A 24,221-nucleotide genomic window follows, 5' to 3' on the forward strand; every position below is an offset into this window, starting at 1 on the left:
ACGTACGTTGGGTGATGTGACCCCGGATCCACCCGCCGAACCGTCGGCTGAACACCCTCGCATCATCCGCCGGACCCCCACCGGTTCCTTTCCCGCGCTCACCCCTCCCTCGCTGAGTGACGACCGCACGTCGTTTGTGCGTACCCCTGCCGAGACGGGACAAACCACCTACATCCCGCGCCCCATCCCGGTCGCGGTGCCCCCGCTTCGCACGCCGGGACCGGCCACCGCCATCGCGGCCGCTGTGCTGAGCATTCTGAGCGGGTGGGCCACCGCCGTCATCGCCACCGATCTGATCGCCGGGTGGTGGAACACCGATCTGTTGTTCTGCGTCGCCATCGGTTTCCTCACCGCCATCTCGGCGGCCGCCGGTATCGGTGGGTTGATCGCGCTGCTGCTGCAGCGCCGGATGGGTCGGCTGTTGATCGCCGTCGGTGCCGCCATCGCATTGCTCATCTTCGGCAGCCTGTTCCTCGCGGGCGCCAAACTGCATCCCGTGGTGTACGCGATGCCACTGCTGCCGGTCTCGGCCATCGTGCTCGCGCTGTTGCCGAGTACCCGGGACTGGACCCGGATCTAGTTAGAGCTTCTGCACCGGCGCGTGGTTGTGCATCAGCTTGACGCGTCCGGCGCTGCCGAAGTCGATCAGCGACATCGCCGACTCCCCCATCCCGGAGACCTCTTCGACGCGCCCGAGCCCGTACTTGTCGTGGGTGACCCGGTCTCCCGGTTCCAGCGTGATGATGGCCCGGTTGCGGGCCTTGGCCGGAACCGGCGCGGGCCGGGCACTGTCGGCGAACCGTCCCACCCGTGGAGCGCTCAACGCCGCCGACGGCGCCTCGACGCGGCGCCAGTTGATCAGGTCCTCCGGGATCTCGCGCAGGAACCGCGATTCCGGGTTGAGCATCGGCTGACCCCAGGAGGAGCGCACCTTGGCCCGGCTCAGGTACAGCCGCTGCCGGGCGCGGGTGATCCCGACGTAGGCCAGCCGGCGTTCCTCGGACAGCTCGGTGGGATCTCCCAGTGCCCGCATGTGCGGGAACATGCCGTCCTCCCAGCCGGTCACGAAAACGACCGGGAACTCCAGGCCCTTGGCGGTGTGCAGCGTCATCATGGTGACCACACCGGATTCGTGTTCGGGGATACCGTCGGCGTCGGCGACCAGCGACACCCGCTCCAGGAACTGGGCCAGCACGCTGGTGTCGGGAACGTCCTCGTCCTCGGGTATGCCCTCTTCGTCGCGTAACGCCTGCGCATTGGCCAGGTCGATGCTGAATTCGTGTGCGACGCTGACGAGTTCGTTCAGGTTGTCCAGCCGCGCCAGGTCCTGTGGGTCGCTGGAGGCTTCGAGTTCGCGCCGGTACCCGGTGCGGTCCAGCACGGCCTCGACCAGATCGCCGAGCTCACCGTCCAGGCCGCCGCGCAGACTGTCGAGCAGCTGGGTGAACGAGGCGATCGCCTTCTCCGACCGGGTGTTCAGCATCGGCACCCGGCCCTCGGCGGCGGCCTGCAGGGCATCGTTGAAGCTGCCGCCGGTGTTCTCTGCGTACACCGCCACGCAGGCCTCGGCCCGGTCGCCGATACCGCGGCGCGGGGTGTTCAGGATGCGCCGCATGCTCACCGCATCGCCGGGGTTGTCGAGCACCCGCAGATAGGCCACGATGTCGCGGATCTCTTTGCGCTCGTAGAACCGCACTCCGCCGACGACCTTGTACGGGATGCCGGCGCGGATGAAGACCTCTTCCAGCGCACGCGAAGAGTTGTTGGTCCGGTAGAAGACCGCCACGTCGGAGTACTTCACCTGGTGGCCGTCGGCCAGCGCGTCGATCTCCTCGGCGACGAACCGCGCCTCGTCGTGTTCGTTGTCGGCGACATAGCCGACGATCAGTTCGCCCTCACCGGAATCTGTCCACAGGCGCTTCTCGCGGCGCCCGGCGTTGCGGGAGATGACGGCGTTGGCGGCGTTCAGGATGGTCTGCGTGGAACGGTAATTCTGTTCCAGCAGAATCGTTGTCGCGTTCGGGTAGTCGCGCTCGAAATCCTCGATGTTGCGGATCGTCGCGCCGCGGAACGCGTAAATCGACTGATCCGCGTCGCCTACCACGCACAGCTCACCCGGTGTCACCCCGTCCTGGGTGGTCTCCACGCCGACGAGTTCGCGCACCAGCATGTACTGGGCATGGTTGGTGTCCTGGTACTCGTCGACCAGGATGTGCCGGAAGCGCCGCCGGTAGTACTGGGCGATCTGCGGAAAGGCTTGCAGCACAGCGACCGTCTCACCGATGAGGTCGTCGAAGTCCAGCGCGTTGGCCGCCCGCAGCCGGCGCTGGTACTCACCGAACACCGAGGCCACCGTCTTGGACATGACGTCGGCGGTCTCGGTGAGATCGGCGAGGGCCTGATCGGGGTCGATCAGTTCGTTCTTCAGGTTGGAGATGCCGTTGGCCAGCAGCCGCGGCGAGTACCGCTTGGTGTCCAGGCCCATGTCCTTGGCGATCATCATGAGCAGCCGCCGCGAATCGTCGGCGTCATAGATGGAGAAGTTGGAGTTCAGCCCGGGCAGCAGCGAGGCCTGGTTACGCAGGATGCGCACGCAGGTGGCGTGGAACGTGGACACCCACATGCTGCGGGCGCGCGGCCCGATCAGGGCCACGACGCGCTCCCGCATCTCCGCGGCTGCCTTGTTGGTGAACGTGATGGCCAGCACCTGGCCGACGCCCACCTCGCGGGCGGCCAGCAGGTAGGCGATGCGCCGGGTCAGCACCGCGGTCTTGCCCGACCCGGCGCCGGCCACGATGAGCAGCGGGGACCCTTCGTGCAGTACCGCCTGGCGCTGCTGCGGGTTGAGCCCGTCCAGCAGCTGGTCGGTTTCGGAGGCCCCACCGGACGCGTGAGCTGGTGCGTGAGAAAGCGATGTCATTTCGGTCTCGAATCTACCGCTGAACGGTGACATCCCCGTGACCCGGCTTTGCACCGAATCTGCGCCGGGTGGCACACTCGGTTCGTGCTACCCGAGCCCACCGCCGACATCGACGATCTCCGTCTGGAGATCGACGAACTGGACGCCGCGATCCTGGCCGCGGTGAAGCGCCGGACCGAGGTTTCCCGGATCATCGGCAAGGCCCGGATGGCCTCCGGTGGCACCAGGCTGGTGCACAGCCGGGAGATGAAGGTCATCGAGCGCTACAGCGAGCTCGGCCCGGAGGGCAAAGACCTGGCCATGCTGCTGTTACGCCTGGGCCGTGGGCGGCTTGGGCACTGACCCACCTTTTTCCATCGGCGCAAGACTGCATGTGCCGGCGCCAGTCCCTGTCGCGCCCGGCTTCAGGATTGGTGTCGACCTTGGTTGAACTCGCAACTAGCCGATCTTGGATCCCGCGGGGTCGAAGCGAATGCGAATCCTCGAAGTCGTACGTGTCAGCTACTCGATTTGCCTAGCTAGGTGAATCTACTTCCACGCATCTTGCGCATGTTACCGCTAGACGGCTAATCGCCTTAGTTGACTTCGCAACGTTATTCACATGAGGCGACAACGGCGAGGACTGATGGACACATACGGTAATTAACCGTTCACGTTCAAAGCCTGCGCCCTACCCGCTGGCATACGGTACTGTCCCGACAACGGTGTCAGACTGACCACCTCAGTGGACTCGCAGACCATTGGGCAACGGTCGGGGACTTGGGGATTCATGGGTTTTAGCTTTAATGCGAAGGCGTCGACGAAGAGAATCGACCCGTACGGTTACTTTCGTTATGAGCGCTGGCGCTTTCCAATCAACAAGGCCTACAGGCCAGTCGTCGAACGTAGACGTGGAATCGAAGTCGGCGGACCAAGCAACGTCTTCAGGACAACGCTCCCCCTGTACCATTTCGTGGGCGCGCTCGACGGTGTCAACTTCTCCTGCGACACCGTCTGGGAGGGTCATATCGAAGCTGGCGACACCTTCGCCTACGCGGACTCTAGGACCGGACATCAATTCGTTGCCGACGCCACGGATCTAGGCGAAATTCCTACGTCTACATATGATTTCCTGTTGTCCTCGAATTGCCTCGAGCACGTTGCCAACCCCATCCGGGCGCTCACCGAGTGGCGGCGGGTAATCAAACCGGGCGGGGCGCTCGTTCTGGTACTGCCGAACAAGAAGAGCAATTTCGATCACCGCCGCCCGGTGACGCACTTTGAGCATCTGCTTGACGACTTCTCGCGAGATGTCGCCGAAGACGACCTCACCCATCTAGACGAAATCCTGGAACTCCACGATTTGTCCAGGGATCCCCTTGCCGGTGACAAGTCTAATTTCCGAGAGCGCAGCCTCAAGAATTATTATAATCGCACCCTCCATCATCATGTCTTCGACGCCGCGCTCATCAGACGACTGTTGGATCACACGGGTTTCGAGATCGAACATGCCGCAAAAGTGCACACTGACTTCTTCGCACTGGCAAAGAAACGAGCGTGACCAATGTCAGGCGTCGACAAAGATTCCAGAGTTGAAATGCCCGGAATTCTCGCGCCCGGACAGGCCGGTGTTGTCTTTGAGCAGTACGGGTGGTTTGCCCGGCACCTGAATTCCGTCCGCCACCACGTGGACCACGATGCGCATCGCTTCATCTGCCAGACCCACCAGGACATACCGCCTCAGCCACCTCGGAGACGTGGTGCTCTCGTCCTGTTCGCCCACTATGACCCGCACGGCATAGTCGATCCCTACGTCGTTTATTACCTGCAGGCGCTGCATCGCCTTGGCACCACGATCGTGTTCATCTCCGGGTCACCCAGTCTCACCCCAGAATCGGTCGCACCCCTTCGTTCGATATGCGCCGGTATCTACACCCGTCGCACACTTTCTCTCGACTTCGGCTCATGGCACCTCGGCTGGAATATCCTGCGTGCGCATGGCTGGTCGCTCGACCAGTTCGACCGCCTGGTCCTGGCCAACGACAGTGTTTACGGGCCCCTTTTTCCGCTGGAGGAGATGTGGGACTCGTTCCAGGATGCCGACATGTACGGCTCTATAGAGAGCCTGGAGCAAGGCCCACACCTGCAATCTTTCTTCCTCGCGTGGGACCTTAATTCGCGCACTCGACCGTTCTTGAACGATTTTTGGGAGAATTTCCGCTACACCGTCAATAAGAACAGGCTGATTCAGAGATGTGAGATCGGACTGTCCCGGCGTGCGCACAAGGCGAGACTCCGCATCAAACCATTCGTTTCGGCGGATGCCATCAGGGACGCCCAAAAACGGGTGCCGGACCATCAATGGTCGCAAAAGTTCGCCGAACCTCAGGTCAATAACTCGCTGTACTTCTACGACGGGCTCATCAAACATCTCCGGTACCCGTTCATCAAAACCGTTCTGCCCCGCACCGGGTCTCCGCAGCACGACTCGCTGAAGCATCTGCGGGCGTTCATCGAAGAGAACACGACTTATCCCTACGCCCTTGTGCAGTTCAACCTGAATCGGCTGGGTTGCGATGCGACGACGGAGTCTCCGCGCCTGGTCAACGCGCCTCCGTCGCCGGGCTTTTGAGTTCATCTGCATACCCACCTTGCCTCCTGAACTCACGCGGGCAGAATTTCGTTGCGTCGTGTGTGGCCCGGTAGGGACGCGCCGCGTGCCCGGCGCCGATCGTTCGCAGAACCGCCGGCACGCATTGCTCAACTCGCCTGCCGTGTCCTGATCGTTGGGTCCTCGATGATCAACAGGTGGGTTTCGGCCGCGATCTGGATGCCGCAGTTGACCCGCCCCTCCTGCGCCGCACACCTAGGCCTCAGGCGATCACATGTTGCGGCAGCGACGTTGGGATTCCAGGTTCTGTAGAATCTCTGCTCCGCGGTCGCTATCGGTATCAATCCACCGTCGGCCACTGCCTCGCACGCTGCCGCAGCAACTTCTGGGGTGCGGATCGCACGGAAGTCGTCCATAACGACCACGCCGTGGTCCTTCATTAGTCCCCTGACATCGCAGCGATAGGGGATCGATATGTTCGGTGATGCCCAGCGAGAGTTTCAGCAATGACAATCGGCGGCCGGGACACCCACTGCCGGTAGTTACCCTCGAACTTGCTGCGGGTAAGGCCGGCGTACGAATGCACGTTCTCTCCCGAGATGTCGATGTCACCTTCATCGGCGTTGAAGACGTCGCAGATGATGACTTTGTCGTCAGCCCCTGCGTGGCACCCCAGGACGATCGAGCTCTCTCCGAAGGGTGCGCCAGTCTCGAGAAGGTCACCGCGAGTCTCAGATTCCGTTTGCGCGCGGAGAATGAGGCCAAACAGCAGGACGGTCCCAGAAGGCCCCAGCGAGGGAACTGCGTCTCTTTCAGCCTTGCGGTCGCCACCCTGGATACATTGGTGAGCGCCACGCCCACCCTGCGTGCCGCACCTACCGATAAACCGAGCGCGGTAAGTCGCGTGGTGTTTTCGCTCGGTGGACGGCCGCTACGGAGTCGTAGAATTCGATCTTGTCGATCAGCTTTGCAGCACGCGGAACTCGCACCTCTTTCAACCGATTAGCCCCTCCCGATCGGAAGTCCGTTTCTGTACGCGCCGCTTGGTACGGCGCGTGCATCGCGTCCACCAGCGACTTGGTGAAGTCGACGAACGTCGTCGGAGTGTCACGCCAGCCGACCCAGTAGTTCGTATGAATGTCCTCGACCACGTACACACCGCCGTCAGCTAAGGCGTTCGGAAACAGGTATCGAAACGAGCCCTTCAAGTGAGAAGCAACATGGCTGCCGTCGTCAAGGATTACGTCAAACGGCCCGAACTCCGCGTTGACCGACTTCAGAAACGATATGTCCTGCTGTCCACCTATGCGGACGTGCTGTGCTGTCGACGGATCGTCGAATTGCGCGGTGCTCGGATCGATATCGATCCCGACAATGACAGAGTCCGGGTGCAGATAACGCCGCCACATCTGCAACGATCCGCCACGGGCCACCCCGATCTCGAGCATTCGCACTGGTCGCGACTTGCACGGTGCCAATACCAAGTCATAGCTGGGCAGGTAGTGAGCCCACTTGTGAACATTGTCCGTCTGGGAGAAGATCTCGGAAAGTTCACCGCCCGGTAGCGGCGGGTCGGAAGCACTCCAGGTTTCCCCTGCGCCGAGGTCAGTACCTAGTGTGCGAAGCATCCACCGGCGACCGAAATATGGGTACCGCCCGTTTTCGACAAGACGCCGCGTATATCGCCGTACTCAGTTCAACACGATTCTGCTCCTGCCCCACTCCAGACGGATGCGCACAGCCTTTGCGTCGCAACCAGAAAACGCACATCACAGTTGGGCTCGTCACAATAAGCGGCAGTCACGGCACCCCCGGTCGGCTGAGACATGACTCTACCGACCATTCGTCCGACGTGTGGATCTTCGGCCGCAGTCGGCTTTCAGGTACGTCAGGCTCCAACTCGGGTTTTGTCCAAAAGCCGCTTGGCGCGCCCAAACTCGCGAAACGGCGCTGACAGAGCCTCCTTGAACCGCGCCCAACGTTGCGGCCCCAGTACCGCACCCTCCACCACCAGGCGCGGCCAGATCAGAACCCACCACAGCGCATTGACGATGCGGATGCGCGTCGGCGCCGCTGGGTCCACAACCATCCACGTGATGACACGCAGCTGATCCAGCCAATCCTTGGAAAGAGCTTTGTTACGAATCGTTTCCGTCGCCGCCGTGTGGCTGCGCACCGAGAGCTCCGCCGGAACAAAGCAGACCGTTGTCCGAACCATGAGCCGCAGCCAGTAATCCAGATCCAGCAGTTGGTAGATGTCGTCGCGGAATGGTCCGGCGTCGAGCGCCAGATCGCGGCGAAACATCACACAGGTGGGCTCGCCCACCCAGTTGTGGTGCGTCCCGCGGAGCGCGATTTGCATTGCCAGTCGGCGTCCGTCGTTGCACGCGGCGAGATCTCTGAAATGCGTGTGCAATTGGCCGTACCGCTGGACCCATCCGTCGTCCTCGGTGTCGATTCTCCGCGGCGCGAAGGCCATTCCGGCATCCGCATCCTGCAGGACGCCGACCAACCTATCGAGGGCCCCCGGAAGTAACCAATCGTCGCCATGGACGAATTGCACGTATGTGCCACGCGCCAACTCGAGACACCTGTTGTGGTTCCCGACGAGTCCGAGGCGGGAGTCGTTGACCACCAGTCGATCTCCCGGCCGCAACAATTCCTTGACCACATCGGTGGTGCCGTCTGAGGACGCGTCGTCCACCACGAGGATCTCGAAATCGACGCCGGCCTGCGCGAGGGCACTGTCGAGGCACCGTGCGATCGTTGCCGCGTTGCGGTACGTGGGGACGCAGATCGATACCGTGGGTACACGGACTGACCCCGTCGGTACTGCGACGATCGTCGCGTCAGTATCGAGAAGAGACAACCTCTTATACCCCCCCGGCTCGTCGACGCGTTCTCTTGGCGTCGAACTCGACTGCGGCTAGCTTTCGCTCTGCAGCCAGGGAGATTGTAAGCATGAATGACCGACAACGTGTCAGTTCCTGCCACTGTAATTAGCCCACACGCAAATTGTTCGTTATTCGACCGGACATGGTAGCCCCGCCAACTGACTTGGTCAGGTCTTATCAGCTTGTGAAGGCGATGTACTTGGTCTCCAAGTACTCCTCGATACCTTCCGAACCACCCTCGCGCCCGAACCCGGATTCCTTGATACCGCCGAACGGGGCGGCCGCATCCGAGATCACACCGCGGTTCACCCCGACCATGCCGGCCTCCACGGACTCCGCGACCCGCAGCGCCCGGTCCAGGGACTGCGTGAAGATGTAGGACGCCAGGCCGTATTCGGTGGCGTTCGCCGCGGCGATGCCCTCCTCCTCGGTGTCGAACCCGGTGATCGGCGCGACGGGCCCGAAGACCTCCTCCTTGAGGATGCGGGCATCGGCGGGCACGTCGGCCAGCACGGTGGCCGGGTAGAAGTGCCCGGGTCCGCCCGGAGCCACCCCGCCGACCGCCACCTCGGCGCCGCGCGACACCGCGTCGGAAACCAGGTCGGCCACGATGCCGAGCTGCTTGGCCGAGATCAGCGGGCCCAGTGTCGAGGAATCCTCCAGGCCGTTGCCCAGGGTGTACTCGCTCATCCGCTTGACCAGCTTGTCGGTGAACTCCTCGCGCACCGCGTTGGCCACGTGGAAGCGGTTGGCCGCGGTGCACGCCTCGCCGCCGTTGCGCATCTTGGCCAGCAGGGCGCCCTCGACCGCGGCGTCGACATCGGCGTCGTCGAAGACCACGAACGGGGCGTTGCCGCCGAGTTCCATCGAGGTGCGCAGCAGTTTGTCGCTGGACTGTTTCACCAGGGCCTTGCCCACCCCGGTTGACCCGGTGAAGGTCAGCTTGCGCAGTCGGCCGTCGTCGATGAGGGCGCCGGTCAGGTCGCCGGGCTTGGTGGTCGGCAGCACCGACAGCACGCCCTTGGGCAGGCCGGCCTCGTCGATCAGCTTGGCCAGCAGCAGCATGGTCAGCGGCGTCTCCTGGGCGGGCTTGACCAGCATGGTGCAGCCGGCGGCCAGGGCCGGGCCGATCTTGCGGGTGCCCATCGCGAGCGGGAAGTTCCACGGGGTGATGGCGTAGCAGGGGCCGACGGGCATCTTGGTGACCAGGATGCGGCCGTTGCCCGCCGGCGCCGGGGTGTAGCGGCCGGCGATGCGCACCGCCTCCTCGGCGAACCAGCGGAAGAACTCGGCGCCGTACTTGACCTCGCCGCGGCTCTCGGCGATCACCTTGCCCATCTCCAGGGTCATCAAGGTGGCGAGGTCTTCGCTTCGCGCGGTGAGGGTTTCGAAGACCGACCGCAGGATCTCGCCGCGTTCGCGGGCCGGGGTGGCGGCCCAGTCGCCCTGCGCGGCCGCGGCGGCGTCCAGTGCGGCGATGCCGTCTTCGGCGGTCGCGTCGGCCACCGAGGTGATCACCTCGTCGGTCGCGGGATTGAGCACGTCGAAGGTGGACGAGCCTGCCCGCTCCTCACCGCCGATCCACAGTCCGGTGGGCACGGATGAAATCAAGTCTTCAATGCGCATACATCCATCATGTACACCCTCGATCCGGGCGCCGCACTAAGGTCAGAAGAATGAGTGCTGACATCACCGAAACGGCCGCATGGCATTCGCTGCAACGCCACCATGACGCGGTTGCGTCGAAGAATCTTCGGGAGCTCTTCGCCGAGGATCCGGCCCGTGGCACCGAACTCACCCTCACCGTCGGCGACCTCTACATCGACTACAGCAAGCACCGGGTGACGCGCGAAACCCTGGGCCTGCTGGCCGATCTGGCCAGGGCCGCCGACCTGGAGGGACGCCGCGACGCGATGTTCTCCGGCACCCACATCAACACCTCCGAGGACCGCGCGGTACTGCACACCGCGCTGCGGCTGCCCAAGGGCGCCGAGCTGGAGGTCGACGGACAGAACATCGTCGCCGACGTGCACGAGGTGCTCGACGCGATGGGCACCTTCACCGACCGGCTGCGGTCCGGCGAGTGGACGGGCGCCACCGGCGAACGCATCGCCACCGTCGTGAACATCGGGATCGGCGGCTCGGATCTGGGCCCGGTGATGGTGTACGACGCGCTGCGCCATTACGCCGACGTCGGCATCTCGGCCCGGTTCGTCTCCAATGTCGACCCCGCCGACCTGGTCGCCACACTCGACGGTCTCGACCCGGCGACAACGCTTTTCGTGATCGCCTCGAAGACGTTCACCACGTTGGAAACGCTGACCAACGCCACCGCGGCGCGGCGCTGGCTCACCGCGACGCTCGGCGATGATGCCGTGTCCAAGCATTTCGTGGCGGTGTCCACCAACAAGAAGCTGGTCGACGAGTTCGGCATCGACACCGACAACATGTTCGGCTTCTGGGACTGGGTCGGCGGCCGGTACTCGGTGGACTCGGCGATCGGCCTGAGTGTGATGGCGGTCATCGGCAAGGAACGGTTCGCGGAGTTCCTGGCCGGGTTCCATCTGGTCGACGAGCACTTCCGCACCGCACCGCTGGCCGAGAACGCGCCGGTGCTGCTCGGCCTGATCGGGCTCTGGTACAACAACTTCTTCGGCGCGCAGTCCCGCGCGGTGCTGCCCTACTCGAACGACCTGTCCCGGTTCGCGGCCTACCTGCAGCAGCTGACGATGGAGTCCAACGGCAAGTCGGTGCGCGCCGACGGCACCCCCGTCACCACCGACACCGGTGAGATCTATTGGGGCGAACCGGGAACCAACGGCCAGCACGCGTTCTACCAGTTGCTGCATCAGGGCACCCGGCTGATTCCCGCCGATTTCATCGGGTTCTCCCAGCCCACCGACGACCTGCCGACCGCCGACGGTACCGGCAGCATGCACGACCTGTTGATGAGCAACTTCTTCGCCCAGACCCAGGTGCTGGCGTTCGGCAAGACCGCCGAGGAGATCGCGGGTGAAGGGACCCCGGCCGATGTGGTGCCACACAAGGTGATGCCGGGCAACCGCCCGACGACATCGATCCTGGCGACCAAACTGACGCCCTCGGTGGTGGGCCAGCTGATTGCGCTCTACGAGCACCAGGTCTTCACCGAGGGTGTGATCTGGGGCATCGACTCGTTCGACCAATGGGGTGTGGAACTGGGCAAGACCCAGGCCAAGGCGCTGCTGCCGGTGCTCACCGACGACGCGGCACCGGCCGAGCAGAGCGACAGCTCCACCGATGCCCTGGTGCGGCACTACCGGAGCGAGCGCGGCCGCAGCGCGTAACGGCTACTCCCGCTCCGGATCCGGGCGCGTCCAGCCGAGGATCATCGCGGGCGTCGTTCCGCCGATGAGCAGGACGGTCAACGCCATGAGGCCGCCGGCGTAGGCCATGTCCGGGTCTGCGCCGTCAGTGATGACGGCGCCGAAGATCAGATAGAAGATCGGCACCAGCATCAGCAGTTGCGTCACCGCCAGGCCTGCCGAACGCGCGCTGTTGCGTTGCGCGATCTCGAACTCGTCGAGCTCGGATGCGGCGGCATCGCCACGCCGTCCCGACACCAGCTGCAGCACCCACAGCAGCGGGAAGTACACCACGCACGCGGGCAGCCACAGCAGCGGCGCCCAGTCGACCCCGAGGGCGCACAGCAGGCTGACCACAGCCATGAACGCGAACGTCGCCATGAGGAGCGTGACCAGGAGCCGGCGTCGGCGCTGGGTGCGCCACCCGGGCAGCCCTTCGGCATAGGCACGTTCGGCCTTGAGCACCCGGCGGGAGCGGTAGTTCTGGTATCGCTCGAGAATGCCCTGCTCAGTGGGAGTCGTCATGCGCGCCACTTCCTTCCGCTCGGTGTCTGGTGCCGTAGAGCTCGGCTGACAGGGGGGTGAATGCGGTGCGCGAGAAGACGGCCTCCACCGGCAGGTCGAAGACATCACAGATCCGGAACGCCAGATCGAGGCTGGGATAGTGATCGCCCCGCTCCAGCGCCCCCACGGTCTGCGGGTTGACCTCGATGAGTTCCGCGAGTTGGGCTCGCGTCATCCGCCGCTCGGCGCGCAGCACACCGATGCGGTTGTGGATGGGAAGTTGCTCTCCCCGACGCACCGGACTCATGCAATCAATTGTTGGGAAAACACAACAACTTGTCAAGCAAACGCCACGGTCTGATCACCGGCCGCCGAAGGACCTGGCCCGAAATGCGCGAAATGGCTGTCCCCGGGGCACCGGGAACAGCCATTTCGTGAATTTCGGGAGCGTATTTACGTGTTACGGGGCGGGGATGGTGGCGCACCCGACACCGGGGATGCAGCCACTGGCTCCACCGGGGCCTGCACTACCGACCGGACCGCCGGGAATCCCACCGCTCGCTCCGCCGGGACCGGCCGTACCTGCCGGGCCACCGGGAATCGAGCCGGTTGCACCCTCAGGCCCTGCCGAACCACCGGGGCCACCGGGGATCACGCCGCTGGCGCCACCGGGACCGGCTTCGCCACCGGGACCACCCGGAATCACACCGCTGGCGCCACCGGCGCCGGCCTCACCGACCGGGCCACCGGGGATCGCCACATTGGCGCCACCCGGGCCTGCCGTGCCGATGCTGGCACACGGCGTGCCATCGGGGTTCCAGCACGGCGGCGGAGCGGGCTCTGCTCCGGCGATCGGCGAGAACGCGATGGCCGCTCCCGCGGCACCGGCGAACACAAATGTCGTCATCTTCGTCAGTTTCACCATCATGAAAGAACGGTTACCACGGGCATAGATGAGCTAAACATCTTGAAAACGGAAATTGTTTACGGCGTCAGGCGAAGCGCTTGGTGTACTTCGGCGGCAGCAGTCGCATGATCTGCGTGATCGGCGCCCACGGCCAGGACGGCACGACGGCGCGGCCTTTTTCCTTCTCGATGGCCTCGACCATCTTGCGCACACCGGTCTCGTTGTCGACCATCAACAGAGTGGTCGCCGACTTCGCGGTCATCTCGGATTCGATGTAGCCGGGCTCGATCACGGTGATCCGGATGGGCCCCTTGTCGTACTCGGCGCGCAGGGATTCGCCCAGCGAGGTCATGCCGGCCTTGCTCGCGCAGTAGGCGGCCTTCCCCCCGGGCACCCCGGTGTTACCGAGCACCGACGAGATGAGCACCAGGTGCCCGGCGCCGGATTTCTTGAACATCTCCAGCGCGGTCTCGATCTGCGCCAGGCCCGAGATCAGGTTGGTGTTGATGGTGGCCTTGTTGGCCCACGGCTTTCCCTCGCCCAGCGGCCAGCCCTTACCGATACCGGCGTTGACGATGACCCGGTCGATACCGCCGAGTTCGTCGGACAGTTCACCGAAGACCCGCGGGATGGCCTCGTGGTCGTCGACGTCGAGCGCGGCGATGGCGACCTTGGCGTACGGGTGCTTGTCGAGGATCTCGGCGCGGAGTTCTTCGAGGCGCTCCACACGGCGGGCGCACAGTGCCAGGTCACGGCCCTTGGCCGCGAAGGCACGCGCCATGCCGGCGCCCAGGCCGGAGCTTGCACCGGTGATGAGGATCTTCTGGCGGGTCATGCGCAGAAGAATAACCGAGTTATACATCTGCCCGAAATGCGCGGGCTCAGTCGACGAAGTCCTTCGCGCCGCCCCGGCGGCCGAACATGTTCCACAGCGCGAAACCGGTGGTGAAGCCCAGCCCGATGGACATCATCGACACCAGCATCACGGTGATGGCGGTGCCGCCCTGCCCGGACGCCAGCTCGGCGACCCCGATCATGCCGACCGAGCTGGGCACCAGCAGCCAGAAGCCCGGCGCCAGCACCACCTGGGCGGCCGGTGTCATGGACAGCCGGCTCAGCGCGATCGCGCAGAGCATCAGGATCAGGCCGCCGCCGAATCCGCTTGCGTAGCCGCCGAAGAATGCGGCGGTCAGCGCCTGGGCGCCATAGGCGATGAACAGGACCAGCGTCAGCCACGGCATGAAGCCCAGCGGCGGTCCCAGATGCAGCAGGATGCCGACGGCGTAGACCGCGACGCCCAGCCACGGCGCCCACCCACCGAGCGTGTTGGCCTGGGTGTCGACCAGCTCCGACCACGACAGGCCCAGCAGCTGGACCGCGATCAGGATGCCCAGCGCCAGCTGGGCCAACCGGGTGAACCCGGCCATCAGTCGCGCCGACCCGGACACCACTTCCCCGGTGAAGGATTCGATGACTGCCAGCGTGATCGCCACCCCGGGCAGGAACAGCGTCAGCGGCGCGATCAGCACGCGCAGGCTGTCATGCCCCATGTGCAGCAGCCGCCCCAGACTGAACGCGACGTAGGTGACCAGGAAGGCACTCAGCGCGGGCAACAGATGCCGCAGCGACGCGTTGCCCCGGGTGATCAGTTCCAGCAGTCCGACGATCAACCCGAAAACGGTCGCCGCGACCAGCGACACCACCGTGGGTTGCAGGATCAGCGCGTACGCCGCGCTCTGCAGCCCGTAGCCGATCACCCCGACCCAGCCGGGGTAGCGCCGCGGCAGCGCGTGGATGCGGTCGAGCTCGGCCAGCCCGTCCGCGGGCTCGAGCTGCCCGTGCTCGGCGCGGTTGACCAGATCGCCCAACGGGAAGGTCTGGTCGTAGCGCAGCGGGCTGTCCCGGCGGACGACCGTGGTCTGGTGCCGGTCCCCGGCCTGGATGAAGTTCGGCAGCACCAGCATCGGGCATTCGATACCGCGCCGGTCGGCATAGGCCTCCAGCGTGGAGCGCACGACGTTGACCGAGTAGTCCGCGCTGAGCATGGCCGAGCCGAGTTTGGCGATGAACTCGATGACGGTGGGATCGTCGACCTCAGGCACGGGCGGGCCTTATCAGGATCAGCGCCGCCACGATGGCCGCCAGCGGCACCGCGGTCAGCGTCCAGCCCAGGGTGTGGATGGCCTCGATCATGCCGGCGTGCGCGCCGTCCACCACCTCGCGGGCCCGCCGCGGGTCCAGCACATTGGTGCCCGCGGTCGAACCGGCGCCCCCGTGGGCCGCCCGCAACGCCTCCCGCGCCTGCCCTTCGCTGATCCCGCTGCCGGCGAGCCTGTCGGCGGCGGAATGCACGAAGACGGTGGTGCCGACGAGCGCGAACAGGGCCGGCCCCATCGAGTAGGCCGCCTGTCCGACAGCACTTTTCACCGCTGCGACCGCGCCGCTCAGCTCGACAGGGGCGGTCTGCAACATGACCGTCGCCTCGATGGTCTCGACGACGGCAGCGCCGACGGCATTGAAGGCCACCGCCGCGAACAGCACCCACAGTGAGCTCTGCTCGCCGAGCCGGGTGAGCACCAGCAGTCCTGCGACCAGCAACCCCAACCCGCTGACGAGCACGGCCCGCTGCCCGAGCCGTACCGCGGCCCGGCCCGCCGCCGCGGCCGCAACGGCCGACAGCAGCGCGGCGGGCGCCATCAGGAGACCCAGCGCGGTGGGTGCTTCACCGCGCACCGCGACCAGGTAGAAGGCCAGCAGCACGGTCACGCCGCCGCTGAGGAAGTTGAACGCGATTCCGGCGACGACGGCGGCGTTGAACGGACCGGAGGCGAAGATCCGCAGATCCAGGGCGGGGCTGGGGGTGCGTCGTTCGACGATCACGAACGCCACCGCGGCGAGGAGCCCGATGGCAAGCGCCCCCACCACCTCGGCGGTCAGTCCGCTTTGGAGCCGGGAGAGCCCGAAGACGGTTCCCGACAGGGCGACGGCGACCAGCAGCAGCCCGACGACGTCGAGTCGCCGCTCGGCGCGCGGTGTCTCCGGCACGTACGTGCGCACCATGGCCAGTGCGACCAGCGCCAGCGCCGGGGCCACCAGAAAGCAGGTGCGCCAACCGATGTGCTCGGCCAGCAGGGAGCCGATGGCAGGCATCGGCACGGCCGCGACGAACCCCGCGCCCAGGTGCAGTGAGATGGCGGTCGCCCGGCGCTCGGGCGGGAAGACGACGTTGACGATGGCCAGCGCCAGCCCGAGTTGCAGGGCGAACGCCAGCCCCACCCCGGCGCGGGCCACGATCAGCACTCCCGCGTTCGGCGCCAGCGCGGCCAGCACACCGAAGACGACCGTGCCCGTCAGGCCGAGCGAGAACATCCGCTTCATGCCGTACTTGTCGCCGAGGGCGCCGGCGCCGAGCACACCGGCCGCCAGGGACAGGGTGGCCACGCTGGCGACGAAACTGGCGGTGCCCGACGACAGGTGCAGGCCTTCCCGGACCGCCGAGATGTTCGCCGACAGGATCACCGGATCGGCAGCGGTGATGCTGGCACCCAGACCGGTCGCGACAATCGTCATCGTCGCGGCGGTGCCGGACACCCACTGCGGTTGGGTCACAGCAGCAAACTACTTGAGCAGACGCGACATCCGCCGGTCGGCCAGCTTTTTGCCCGCGGTCTGGCAGGTCGGGCAGTACTGGAACGACTTGTCCGCAAACGACACCTCGGCCACGGTGTCTCCGCAGACGGGGCACGGCAGCCCGGTGCGGGCGTGCACCCGCAGCCCGGAACGCTTCTCCCCTTTCAGCGTTGCGGCCTGCTGCCCCACCGAACGCGACACCGCATCGGTGAGCACCGAGGACATCGCGTCGTGCAGGTCGGCCAGTTGCGCGGCCGAGAGTTTGTTGGCGGTCGCGAACGGCGACAGCCTGGCCACGTGCAGGATCTCGTCGCTGTAGGCGTTGCCGATACCGGCGATCACCTTCTGGTCGGTGATGACGGTCTTGATGCGGCCGCCCTGAGCCGAGAGCACCTGCGCGAGGTCCTCGGGGCCCAGTGCCAGCGCGTCGGGCCCCAGGCCGGCGATCTGCGGGACGTCCATCGGGTCCCGGACGACCCAGACGGCCAGCCGTTTCTGGGTGCCGGCCTCGGTCAGGTCGAAGCCCTGGGCCTCGCCCAGGTGGACGCGCAGCGCGATCGGGCCCTTGCCGGGTTTCAGTGGGGTCGGTGCCAGCTTGTCCGACCAGCGCAGCCAACCGGCCCGGGACAGATGCGTGATCAGGTAGAGCTCGCCGACCTGCAGACCGAGGTACTTACCCCACCGGGCCGCGCCGGTGACCTCGTTGCCGTGCAGCGCGCTGACCGGCGGATCGAAGGTCTTGAGCACCGACAGCGCAGAGATGTCGACCCTGCTGACGACCTTGCCGAGGGCGTGCCGACGCAGATGATCGGCGAGCGCCTCCACTTCGGGCAGTTCGGGCATGTCACCAGTGTGACTCGAGTGGCTCCGGCGCGAGCACCTATATCGTCTCCCGTGTGTTCACCGCGATCCGCCGCTTCCTGGTGATCAACCCCGCACCGGGACGGTGGAAGTTCGCGCTGCGGGCCGGGCTCTGTATGGCGGTGCCGGTCCTGGTGGGCTGGATGCTCGGGGACACCACCGCCGGGCTGATCGCCATCATCGGCGGTTTCACCTCGCTCTACGGCAGCGGCCGGCCGTACCGGAATCGGGCCGGCTATCTGGCGGGGATCGCGCTGTCCTTCAGCGCGGCTGTGGCCCTTGGCGATTGGGCGGCCGCGATTCCGTGGCTGGGCCTGCTGACCATCACCTTCATCGCCATGGCGGCGGTGCTGGTCTGCCACGCCCTCACCATCGGCCCGCCCGGGGCGTTCATGTTCGTGCTCGGCTGCGCGGCGGGGACGGCGACGGTCGCCACCCATCTGCCGCCGTGGCATATCGGTCTGCTGGTGCTGGCCGGTGGCGCGTTCTCCTGGTTGGTGCACATGGTCGGGGTGCTGTGGGAGCCGCGCGGACCGGAGACCCGGGCCGTCGCTGCCGCCCGCACTGCGGTCAGTCGCTACCTGGAATCCCACGACGACACCGACCGCCACCAGGCCGCCAGAGCCCTGCACCAGGCGTGGAACACGCTGGTCAACTTTCAGCCCGCCCGGTTGCGGCCCGATGCCACCCTGGACCGGTTGCGGGCGGAGACCCTGCACCTGCACCGGGTATTCGGCGCCGCGGTCGCGGACAGCGAGATTCCTGATCTCGATGCCGGCCGGCACGCCGAGTTGGCGCAGGGGGTTCGGCTGCCGCTGGGCCGGCCGAGCAACACCGCCCTGCTGCGCCGGGCCCTGACGCCGGGTTCGGATTCGATGCGGCTGGCGGTGCGGGTGGGTGTCGCGGTGGCACTGTCCGGACTGGCCGCACTGGCGTTCGTCGCCGATCATTCCTACTGGGCGATGGCCGCCGCGGTGCTGGTGCTCTACCAGGGTTTCGACTGGACCCGGACGGTGCAGCGTGGCTTCGAGCGCATGGTCGGCACCTTGATCGGGCTGGGTCTGGCGGCGGCGATCCTCACCTGGCAACCACACGGCTGGTGGCTGGTCGGCGTGATTGCCGCGCTGCAGTTCGTCATCGAGATGTTCGTGGTGCGCAACTACACGATCGCGGTCATCTTCATCACGCCACTGGCACTGACCATCGCCGCCGGCGGGCGTCCGGTCCCCGATCTGCAGCATTTCCTGCTGACCCGCGGCCTGGACACCGTGATCGGTTGCCTCGTCGCGCTTTTGGTCTACCGGGTGGCGCTACACCGGCACGGTCCGGCACCGCTGACCGCGGCGGTCCGGGCGACGGACGCGGCGATCGCGCTCACCGACGTGCATCTGCGCGCGGGTGCGGTGACCAGTGCGCCGGCCCGTGCCGCGCGCCGCGATCTGCAGCTGAGCGCGATGAACCTGCTCGAGGTCTACCAGGGTGCGATCGGGGGTTCGGCCGAGCAGCGCGCGGAGGCCGAGAGGTTGTGGCCGACGATCGCGGCCACCGAACAACTCGCCTACCGGACACTCGCGGCCTGCTGGGAGTTCGAGCACCGCTGAACCCTTAGTGCACAGCCCTTTTCGCGTCACCGGTGACAATCGACAGCAACCAGCTGACGATGGACAGCACGATCGCGGCCCAGATCGCGGTCCACCAGAAGTCCTCGATGAACAAGCCCCAGTGGGTGGTGTGTTCGGTGATCCACGAGGTGATCCAGAGCATCAGCGCATTGATGACGATGTGGATCAGGCCGAGGGTCAGAATGTAGAGCGGTATCGAAATGAACTGCACGATGGGCTTGATCACCGCGTTGACGAGTCCGAAGATCACCGCGACGACGAAGATGATGCCCGCCCGCTCGAGGGTGGAGTCGCCGCCGAGGATGCTGACGCCGGGCACCAGGAGCGTCACCACCCACAACGCGACTCCGGTCAGTGCGGCGCGCAGCAGAAAATTCATGACCTCAGTCTGCCGTGCGCAGCAGGTAGATGTCCATGATCCAGCCGTGCCGTTCCCTTGCCGCGGCGCGGATTTCGGCGATGTGTTCGCCCACCTCCCCGACGGTGCCGTGCACGAGCAACTCGTCGGGCGTGCCGAGGTAGGCGCCCCACCAGATCTGGGTGTCGGGCGGGGTTCGCAGGAACGAACATTCACCGTCGAGCATCACCACGGCCGCCCCGCGGACTCCCTCGTCCCGCAGCCGGCGGCCGGTGGTGATGAGGACGGCCTCGCCAATATCGTTGAGCGGGATGCGATGCCGCGCGGTGAGCGCCTGGATGGCGGTGATCCCGGGGATCACGTCGAACTCGAATTCCACGTGTTCGGCGACCCGGTCCAGGATGCGCAGCGTGCTGTCGTACAGCGACGGGTCTCCCCAGGCCAGAAATGCCCCGACCCCGTCGGGCCCGAGTTCGGTCTCGATGGCCCGCGCCCACAGTTCGGCGCGCGCGGCATGCCAGTCGGCGACGGCCTGCTCATAGGCCGGCCCGTCCGTCGCCGGGGCTCGCTTGGGGTCGGGCAGCGCGACGAACCGGTAGCCGGGTTCGGTGATGAATCGCTCGCAGATGAGCCGCCGCAACGCGACCAGATCGTCCTTGGCGTCGCCCTTGTCCATGGCGAAGAAGACCTGCGTGTCGTTGAGCGCCGAGATGGCCTGCGCCGTCACGTAGTCCGGATCGCCCGCGCCGATACCGATGACATGAATTGTGCGCACCCGCGAAGGCTAGCCGGGCCACCAGCCCGATCGATTACCCAGTACCGCGGGTATTGACTACCGCTGGTAACGAACGTAGCTTCAAAGCTCACGCAGCATTCGAGGGAGTCGACGATGACAGCTTCGGTGAAGGCACAGACCACTCGCGCGGAATTCGCCGAGCGCCTGCTCAAGGGGTCGGTGCGCAAGTCCTATGAACCCGTGGTGGATATCGACTGGGACGCGCCGCTGGACCCGGACAAGTTCTACCTGCCGCCCAAGGTGGTGTCGCTGTACGGCACCCCCATCTGGGAGGCGATGAGCCGGGCCGAGCAGATCGAACTGTCCCGCCAGGAACTGGTGAACACCCTGTCGGCCGGTATCTGGTTCGAGAACATCCTGAACCAGGCGTTGCTGCGCAAGATGATGCACCAGGACCCGACCGCGGCCACCACCCATTACGAACTCACCGAACTCGGCGACGAGACCCGGCACATGGTGATGTTCGGGAAGGCCATCGCCAGGGTCGGCGCCGATCCGGTGCGCCCGAAGCTCTACCAGCGCATCGCCATCAACGCCCTGCCGTTCGCGTTCCGCGGCTCGGTGCTGTGGGTGGCCGCGCTGATCGGCGAGGAGATCTTCGACTCGCTGCAACGCCAGATGATGGACGATGACGAACTGCAGCCGGTGGTGCAGCGGCTGATGCGCATCCATGTCACCGAAGAGGCCCGGCACATCCAGTTCGCCCGCGACGGCCTGCGCAAGCGGATGCCGACGATGTCGCGCGCCAAGCGGATGTGGGTCGGCAATCTCAACGGGCTCGGCGGTCCGTTCTTCCGATTCCTGTTCACCAACAAGGTGCAGTACTACCGGGTCGGACTGGACGGCCGCGTGGCGCGGCGGATGGCGCGCCGGTCCCCGCACCGTCACGAGGTGCAGATCGCCGGCTTCGCCCCGCTGGCCTCCTTCCTGGAAGAGGTGGGGCTGATGGGGCCGATCGCGCGGCGGATGTGGCGACGCAGCGGCTTCCTGCCCGGCGGCGCGGTACAGCCGGCGGGACGCGCCGAGATCGAGGACAACGAAGACCTCTACGACGGGCCCGCGACCATCGAGGGCCGGGTGTCCCGGGTCCGGCTGACCGGGCACCTGGATCCGATCGACGGTCAGTACCACTGGCAGGGCACGGTTTTCGCGGCGCTGCCCGATGACGCACGCAATCCACTGTCGATCACGATCGACAAGCAGTCCGCGTCGGCCCGGTTCACCGAACGCAGCCAGCAGGGCGGCTACTCGATCGCCGGGGTCGGCGTCCCGCCCTTCCCCCGGTAGCTCGGGCGATTCCGTTCCGCATAACTAGAACGTGTTCTAGTATCGGCGTCATGCGGTTCACCTATGCGGAAGCCATGACCGATCCCAAGTACTACATCCCGTTGGCGAAAGCCGCTGACGAGGCCGGATACCACGGGATGACCATCGCGGACAGCGTCGCCTACCCCGAGGTCTCGGACTCGACGTATCCCTACACCGAGGACGGTAACCGCGAGTTCCTCGACGGGAAGTCGTTCATCGAGACCTTCGCGCTCATCGGGGCACTGTCCGCGGTGACGACCAGGTTGCAGTTCAACGTCTTCGTGCTGAAGCTGCCGATCCGGCCGCCCGCGCTGGTCGCCAAGCAGGCCGGTTCGCTGGCGGCGATGTTCGACAATCGCCTCAATCTCGGCGTCGGCACCAGCCCGTGGCCGGAGGACTACGAGATCATGGGCGTGCCGTACGCGCGGCGCGGCAAGCGGATGGACGAATGCATCGACGTCATCCGCGGGCTCACCTCCGGTGACTACTTCGAGTACCACGGTGAGTTCTACGACTTCCCGACCTTCAAGATGACCCCGGCGCCGACCAAGCCCATCCCGATCCTGATCGGTGGGCACGCGGACGCCGCGCTCAAGCGTGCCGCCCGCAACGACGGCTGGATGCACGGCGGCGGGGATCCCGCCGAGCTCGATCCGCTGCTCGCGAAGCTGAAGAAGTACCGGGAGGAAGAGGAGCGCATCGGCCTCGCCGACGAATTCCAGATCCACGTCATCTCGATCGACGGTTTCACCCTGGACGGCGTCAAGCGTCTCGAGGACAAGGGCGTCACCGATGTCATCGTCGGCTTCCGGATTCCCTACATCACGGGCCAGGACACCGAACCGCTCGATGACAAGATCCGCAACCTGGAGTGGTTCGCGGAGAACGTGATCGCCAAAACGAACGGTTAGCTCATGTGTGGGTACCCGGTACCCATGATGGACAATGTGGTCGACACCCTGCTGGAACTGGAACGCGCGGGCTGGGACTCCCTGTGCGACTCCACCGGATCGGAGTTCTACGGCGCAACCATGCTCGCGGAGGCGGTCATGGTGCTGGCCAACGGCATGGTGATGGACCGCCAGACCGTGGTGAACGCGCTGTCCGAATCACCGCCGTGGCGCACCTACGAGATCAGCGACGTCCGGTGCATCCGGATAGACGAGGACAACGCGGCGCTGGTCTACACCGGCACCGGGTACCGCGACGGCACGGAACCCGCGTTCCGGGGCGCCATGTCGAGCGTGTATCACCGCACCGGTGACAGTTGGCGGCTCGCGCTCTATCAACAGACGTCGATGGCGGCCACGCTGAGCACCTGATCGAGCACCATCCTGGCGGTGCCGACGGTGGCCGACCGGTCACCGTGGGTCGCCGGACGCACCCGCAGCGCCCCGGTGGCCTGCGCAGTCGCGTTGCCGTACAACGTCTCCCGTAGTCCGGCGACGAAGATCTCGTGCACGCCGGCCATATCGCCGGCCACCACGATCAGCGCCGGATTGAGCAGGTTCACCGCTGGGGCGATGCCCTCCCCCACGTAGCGGCCGCTGTCGCGGACCATCCGGCGGGCCTCCGGGTCACCGTCGTTGGCGAGCTCGGCGACGTCGCGCAGATGCCGCACCGGGCGCCCCTGCTGCTGCAGTGCGCGCACGATGGCCCAGCCGCCGGCGATCGCCTCCAGACAGCCGGTGTCCCCGCAGCGACACGGAACATCCTGTGCGGCAGGTATTTTGTTATGTCCGAACTCACCGGCGGCCTGACTGGCGCCACGCAGCAGCACGCCGCCGGCGATGATGCCCGCGCCCATACCGCTGGAGGCCTTGAGCACCAGCACATCGTCCTCATCGCCGCGTTCGGCGAGCGCGATGGCGTTGGCATCGTTGTCGAGAACCACCGGGACGCCCACCAATGAGGGCAGCGCCTCGAAATACGGTCGCAGTGCCACGCCGTCCCAGCCCCGCAGGATCGCCGATCCGCAGCTGCAGCCGCGCGCGGGGTCCACCGTGCCGGGCAGGCTCAGGCCCACCCCGTACACCGGGTCCCCCGGGAACTGTTCGAGCAGCACGTCGAGACCCTTGACCACATCGGGCATCAGGTCGTCGGGGCCGAGCGCGACCTCCTGGTCGATATCGGCCAGCGCCAGCACGGTGCCGGCGAGGTTGCACACCGCGAGCCGGGTGCGGCTGATGCCGACCGCCACCGACAGCACCACACCGGCGTCGGCGTTGAAACTCAGTTGGGTCGCCGGGCGGCCGCCGGTCGAGGCCGCCGGTTGGCATTCGACCACCAGCCCGGTGTCGAGCAGCACCGCCAACCGGGCGCCGACGGCGGTGCGGGACAGTCCGGTGCGGGCGGCGATTTCCGCGCGGGTGATCTCCCCCTGCCCCCTGATCAGGGCAAATGTCTCACCGACGCTGGCCATGCCTTCGATTTCACCATGAAGACGTAAGTTTCGCCACTTTCGCCTGAAAAAAACAAAACTAAGTT

Annotated in this window: 23 protein-coding genes and 1 pseudogene; 9 read left to right on the top strand and 15 right to left on the bottom strand. The window is 66.0% G+C overall.

What is annotated here, in order from left to right; translation table 11 throughout:
* Positions 1-7: 7 nt before the first annotated feature.
* Positions 8-580: a hypothetical protein gene (locus ASE48_RS17270; protein WP_057168326.1), complete on the top strand. Its 573-nt coding sequence runs from the start codon at positions 8-10 to the stop codon at positions 578-580.
* Here ASE48_RS17270 and pcrA read toward each other — a convergent pair whose 3' ends face one another.
* The gene (gene pcrA, locus ASE48_RS17275; RefSeq protein ID WP_057168602.1) at positions 581-2,920 is read right to left on the bottom strand and encodes a DNA helicase PcrA; all 2,340 of its coding nucleotides are present in this window, start codon (positions 2,918-2,920) and stop codon (positions 581-583) included.
* An 84-nt stretch (positions 2,921-3,004) separates the two neighbouring features.
* Between pcrA and ASE48_RS17280 the strand changes: the two genes are divergently transcribed.
* The 3 genes from ASE48_RS17280 to ASE48_RS17290 all read left to right on the top strand — a co-directional run bounded on the left by ASE48_RS17280 (position 3,005) and on the right by ASE48_RS17290 (position 5,531).
* Positions 3,005-3,262, top strand: a complete 258-nt coding sequence (locus ASE48_RS17280) for a chorismate mutase (protein WP_057168327.1) — start codon at positions 3,005-3,007, stop codon at positions 3,260-3,262.
* A 382-nt stretch (positions 3,263-3,644) separates the two neighbouring features.
* The gene (locus tag ASE48_RS17285; RefSeq protein ID WP_057168328.1) at positions 3,645-4,460 is read left to right on the top strand and encodes a methyltransferase domain-containing protein; all 816 of its coding nucleotides are present in this window, start codon (positions 3,645-3,647) and stop codon (positions 4,458-4,460) included.
* Between the two features lie 3 nt (positions 4,461-4,463).
* Positions 4,464-5,531: a rhamnan synthesis F family protein gene (locus tag ASE48_RS17290; protein WP_082614254.1), complete on the top strand. Its 1,068-nt coding sequence runs from the start codon at positions 4,464-4,466 to the stop codon at positions 5,529-5,531.
* Between the two features lie 854 nt (positions 5,532-6,385).
* Here the strand turns inward: ASE48_RS17290 and ASE48_RS17300 are convergent.
* The 3 genes from ASE48_RS17300 to ASE48_RS17310 form a co-directional block, all read right to left on the bottom strand.
* Positions 6,386-7,138, bottom strand: coding sequence for a class I SAM-dependent methyltransferase (locus ASE48_RS17300; protein ID WP_057168331.1), 753 nt, complete (start codon positions 7,136-7,138; stop codon positions 6,386-6,388).
* A 260-nt stretch (positions 7,139-7,398) separates the two neighbouring features.
* On the bottom strand, positions 7,399-8,379 hold the full coding sequence (locus ASE48_RS17305) for a glycosyltransferase family 2 protein (RefSeq protein WP_057168332.1): 981 nt from the start codon (positions 8,377-8,379) through the stop codon (positions 7,399-7,401).
* 202 nt (positions 8,380-8,581) lie between these two features.
* A complete protein-coding gene (locus ASE48_RS17310) occupies positions 8,582-10,030 on the bottom strand; it encodes an NAD-dependent succinate-semialdehyde dehydrogenase (RefSeq protein ID WP_057168333.1) in 1,449 nt (482 codons plus the stop codon).
* A 50-nt stretch (positions 10,031-10,080) separates the two neighbouring features.
* On the opposite strand from ASE48_RS17310, the gene pgi reads away from it, so the two are divergent.
* Positions 10,081-11,730, top strand: a complete 1,650-nt coding sequence (pgi, locus tag ASE48_RS17315; RefSeq protein WP_057168334.1) for a glucose-6-phosphate isomerase — start codon at positions 10,081-10,083, stop codon at positions 11,728-11,730.
* Between the two features lie 3 nt (positions 11,731-11,733).
* Here pgi and ASE48_RS17320 read toward each other — a convergent pair whose 3' ends face one another.
* The 8 genes and pseudogenes from ASE48_RS17320 to ASE48_RS33465 form a co-directional block, all read right to left on the bottom strand.
* Complete coding sequence (locus ASE48_RS17320) at positions 11,734-12,273, bottom strand: hypothetical protein (RefSeq protein WP_057168335.1); 540 nt, start codon at positions 12,271-12,273, stop codon at positions 11,734-11,736.
* Entirely contained in the window at positions 12,257-12,559 is a 303-nt protein-coding gene (locus ASE48_RS17325; RefSeq protein WP_057168336.1) for a helix-turn-helix transcriptional regulator, read from the bottom strand. Before ASE48_RS17325 ends, ASE48_RS17320 begins: the two co-directional genes overlap by 17 nt.
* Positions 12,560-12,712: 153 nt before the next feature.
* A complete protein-coding gene (locus tag ASE48_RS17330) occupies positions 12,713-13,159 on the bottom strand; it encodes a hypothetical protein (RefSeq protein ID WP_235571288.1) in 447 nt (148 codons plus the stop codon).
* 85 nt (positions 13,160-13,244) lie between these two features.
* Positions 13,245-13,994 carry an SDR family oxidoreductase gene (locus tag ASE48_RS17335; RefSeq protein ID WP_057168337.1) on the bottom strand — a complete coding sequence of 250 codons (750 nt, stop codon included), beginning with the start codon at positions 13,992-13,994 and terminating at the stop codon, positions 13,245-13,247.
* A 46-nt stretch (positions 13,995-14,040) separates the two neighbouring features.
* Positions 14,041-15,261, bottom strand: coding sequence for a threonine/serine ThrE exporter family protein (locus ASE48_RS17340; RefSeq protein WP_235571290.1), 1,221 nt, complete (start codon positions 15,259-15,261; stop codon positions 14,041-14,043).
* On the bottom strand, positions 15,254-16,768 hold the full coding sequence (locus ASE48_RS17345) for an MFS transporter (protein ID WP_057168338.1): 1,515 nt from the start codon (positions 16,766-16,768) through the stop codon (positions 15,254-15,256). The genes ASE48_RS17340 and ASE48_RS17345 overlap by 8 nt, the downstream gene beginning before the upstream one ends.
* A 9-nt stretch (positions 16,769-16,777) precedes the next feature.
* Positions 16,778-17,251: a zinc finger domain-containing protein gene (locus ASE48_RS33460; RefSeq protein ID WP_235571306.1), complete on the bottom strand. Its 474-nt coding sequence runs from the start codon at positions 17,249-17,251 to the stop codon at positions 16,778-16,780.
* 135 nt (positions 17,252-17,386) lie between these two features.
* Positions 17,387-17,632, bottom strand: a pseudogene (locus ASE48_RS33465) (DNA-formamidopyrimidine glycosylase family protein); the annotation flags it as partial.
* Between the two features lie 53 nt (positions 17,633-17,685).
* On the opposite strand from ASE48_RS33465, the gene ASE48_RS17355 reads away from it, so the two are divergent.
* Positions 17,686-19,251, top strand: a complete 1,566-nt coding sequence (locus tag ASE48_RS17355; protein ID WP_057168340.1) for an FUSC family protein — start codon at positions 17,686-17,688, stop codon at positions 19,249-19,251.
* Between the two features lie 4 nt (positions 19,252-19,255).
* On the opposite strand, the gene ASE48_RS17360 is transcribed toward ASE48_RS17355, so the two are convergent.
* Positions 19,256-19,651: a phage holin family protein gene (locus ASE48_RS17360; RefSeq protein ID WP_057168341.1), complete on the bottom strand. Its 396-nt coding sequence runs from the start codon at positions 19,649-19,651 to the stop codon at positions 19,256-19,258.
* Between the two features lie 4 nt (positions 19,652-19,655).
* A complete protein-coding gene (gene cobF, locus ASE48_RS17365; protein ID WP_057168342.1) occupies positions 19,656-20,405 on the bottom strand; it encodes a precorrin-6A synthase (deacetylating) in 750 nt (249 codons plus the stop codon).
* A gap of 114 nt (positions 20,406-20,519) precedes the next feature.
* Here cobF and ASE48_RS17370 point away from each other — a divergent pair, with 114 nt between their 5' ends.
* The 3 genes from ASE48_RS17370 to ASE48_RS17380 are packed head-to-tail and all read left to right on the top strand — an operon-like array spanning position 20,520 to position 23,056.
* A complete protein-coding gene (locus ASE48_RS17370) occupies positions 20,520-21,713 on the top strand; it encodes a diiron oxygenase (protein ID WP_057168343.1) in 1,194 nt (397 codons plus the stop codon).
* Positions 21,714-21,763: 50 nt separating this feature from the next.
* A complete protein-coding gene (locus ASE48_RS17375; RefSeq protein ID WP_057168344.1) occupies positions 21,764-22,645 on the top strand; it encodes an LLM class flavin-dependent oxidoreductase in 882 nt (293 codons plus the stop codon).
* 24 nt (positions 22,646-22,669) lie between these two features.
* Complete coding sequence (locus tag ASE48_RS17380) at positions 22,670-23,056, top strand: nuclear transport factor 2 family protein (protein WP_057168345.1); 387 nt, start codon at positions 22,670-22,672, stop codon at positions 23,054-23,056.
* On the opposite strand, the gene ASE48_RS17385 is transcribed toward ASE48_RS17380, so the two are convergent.
* Positions 23,020-24,156, bottom strand: a complete 1,137-nt coding sequence (locus tag ASE48_RS17385; RefSeq protein WP_057168346.1) for an ROK family transcriptional regulator — start codon at positions 24,154-24,156, stop codon at positions 23,020-23,022. The genes ASE48_RS17380 and ASE48_RS17385 overlap by 37 nt on opposite strands.
* Between the last annotated feature and the right edge of the window lie 65 nt (positions 24,157-24,221).

The sequence above is a fragment of the Mycobacterium sp. Root265 genome (assembly GCF_001428895.1).
Taxonomy (GTDB): domain Bacteria; phylum Actinomycetota; class Actinomycetes; order Mycobacteriales; family Mycobacteriaceae; genus Mycobacterium.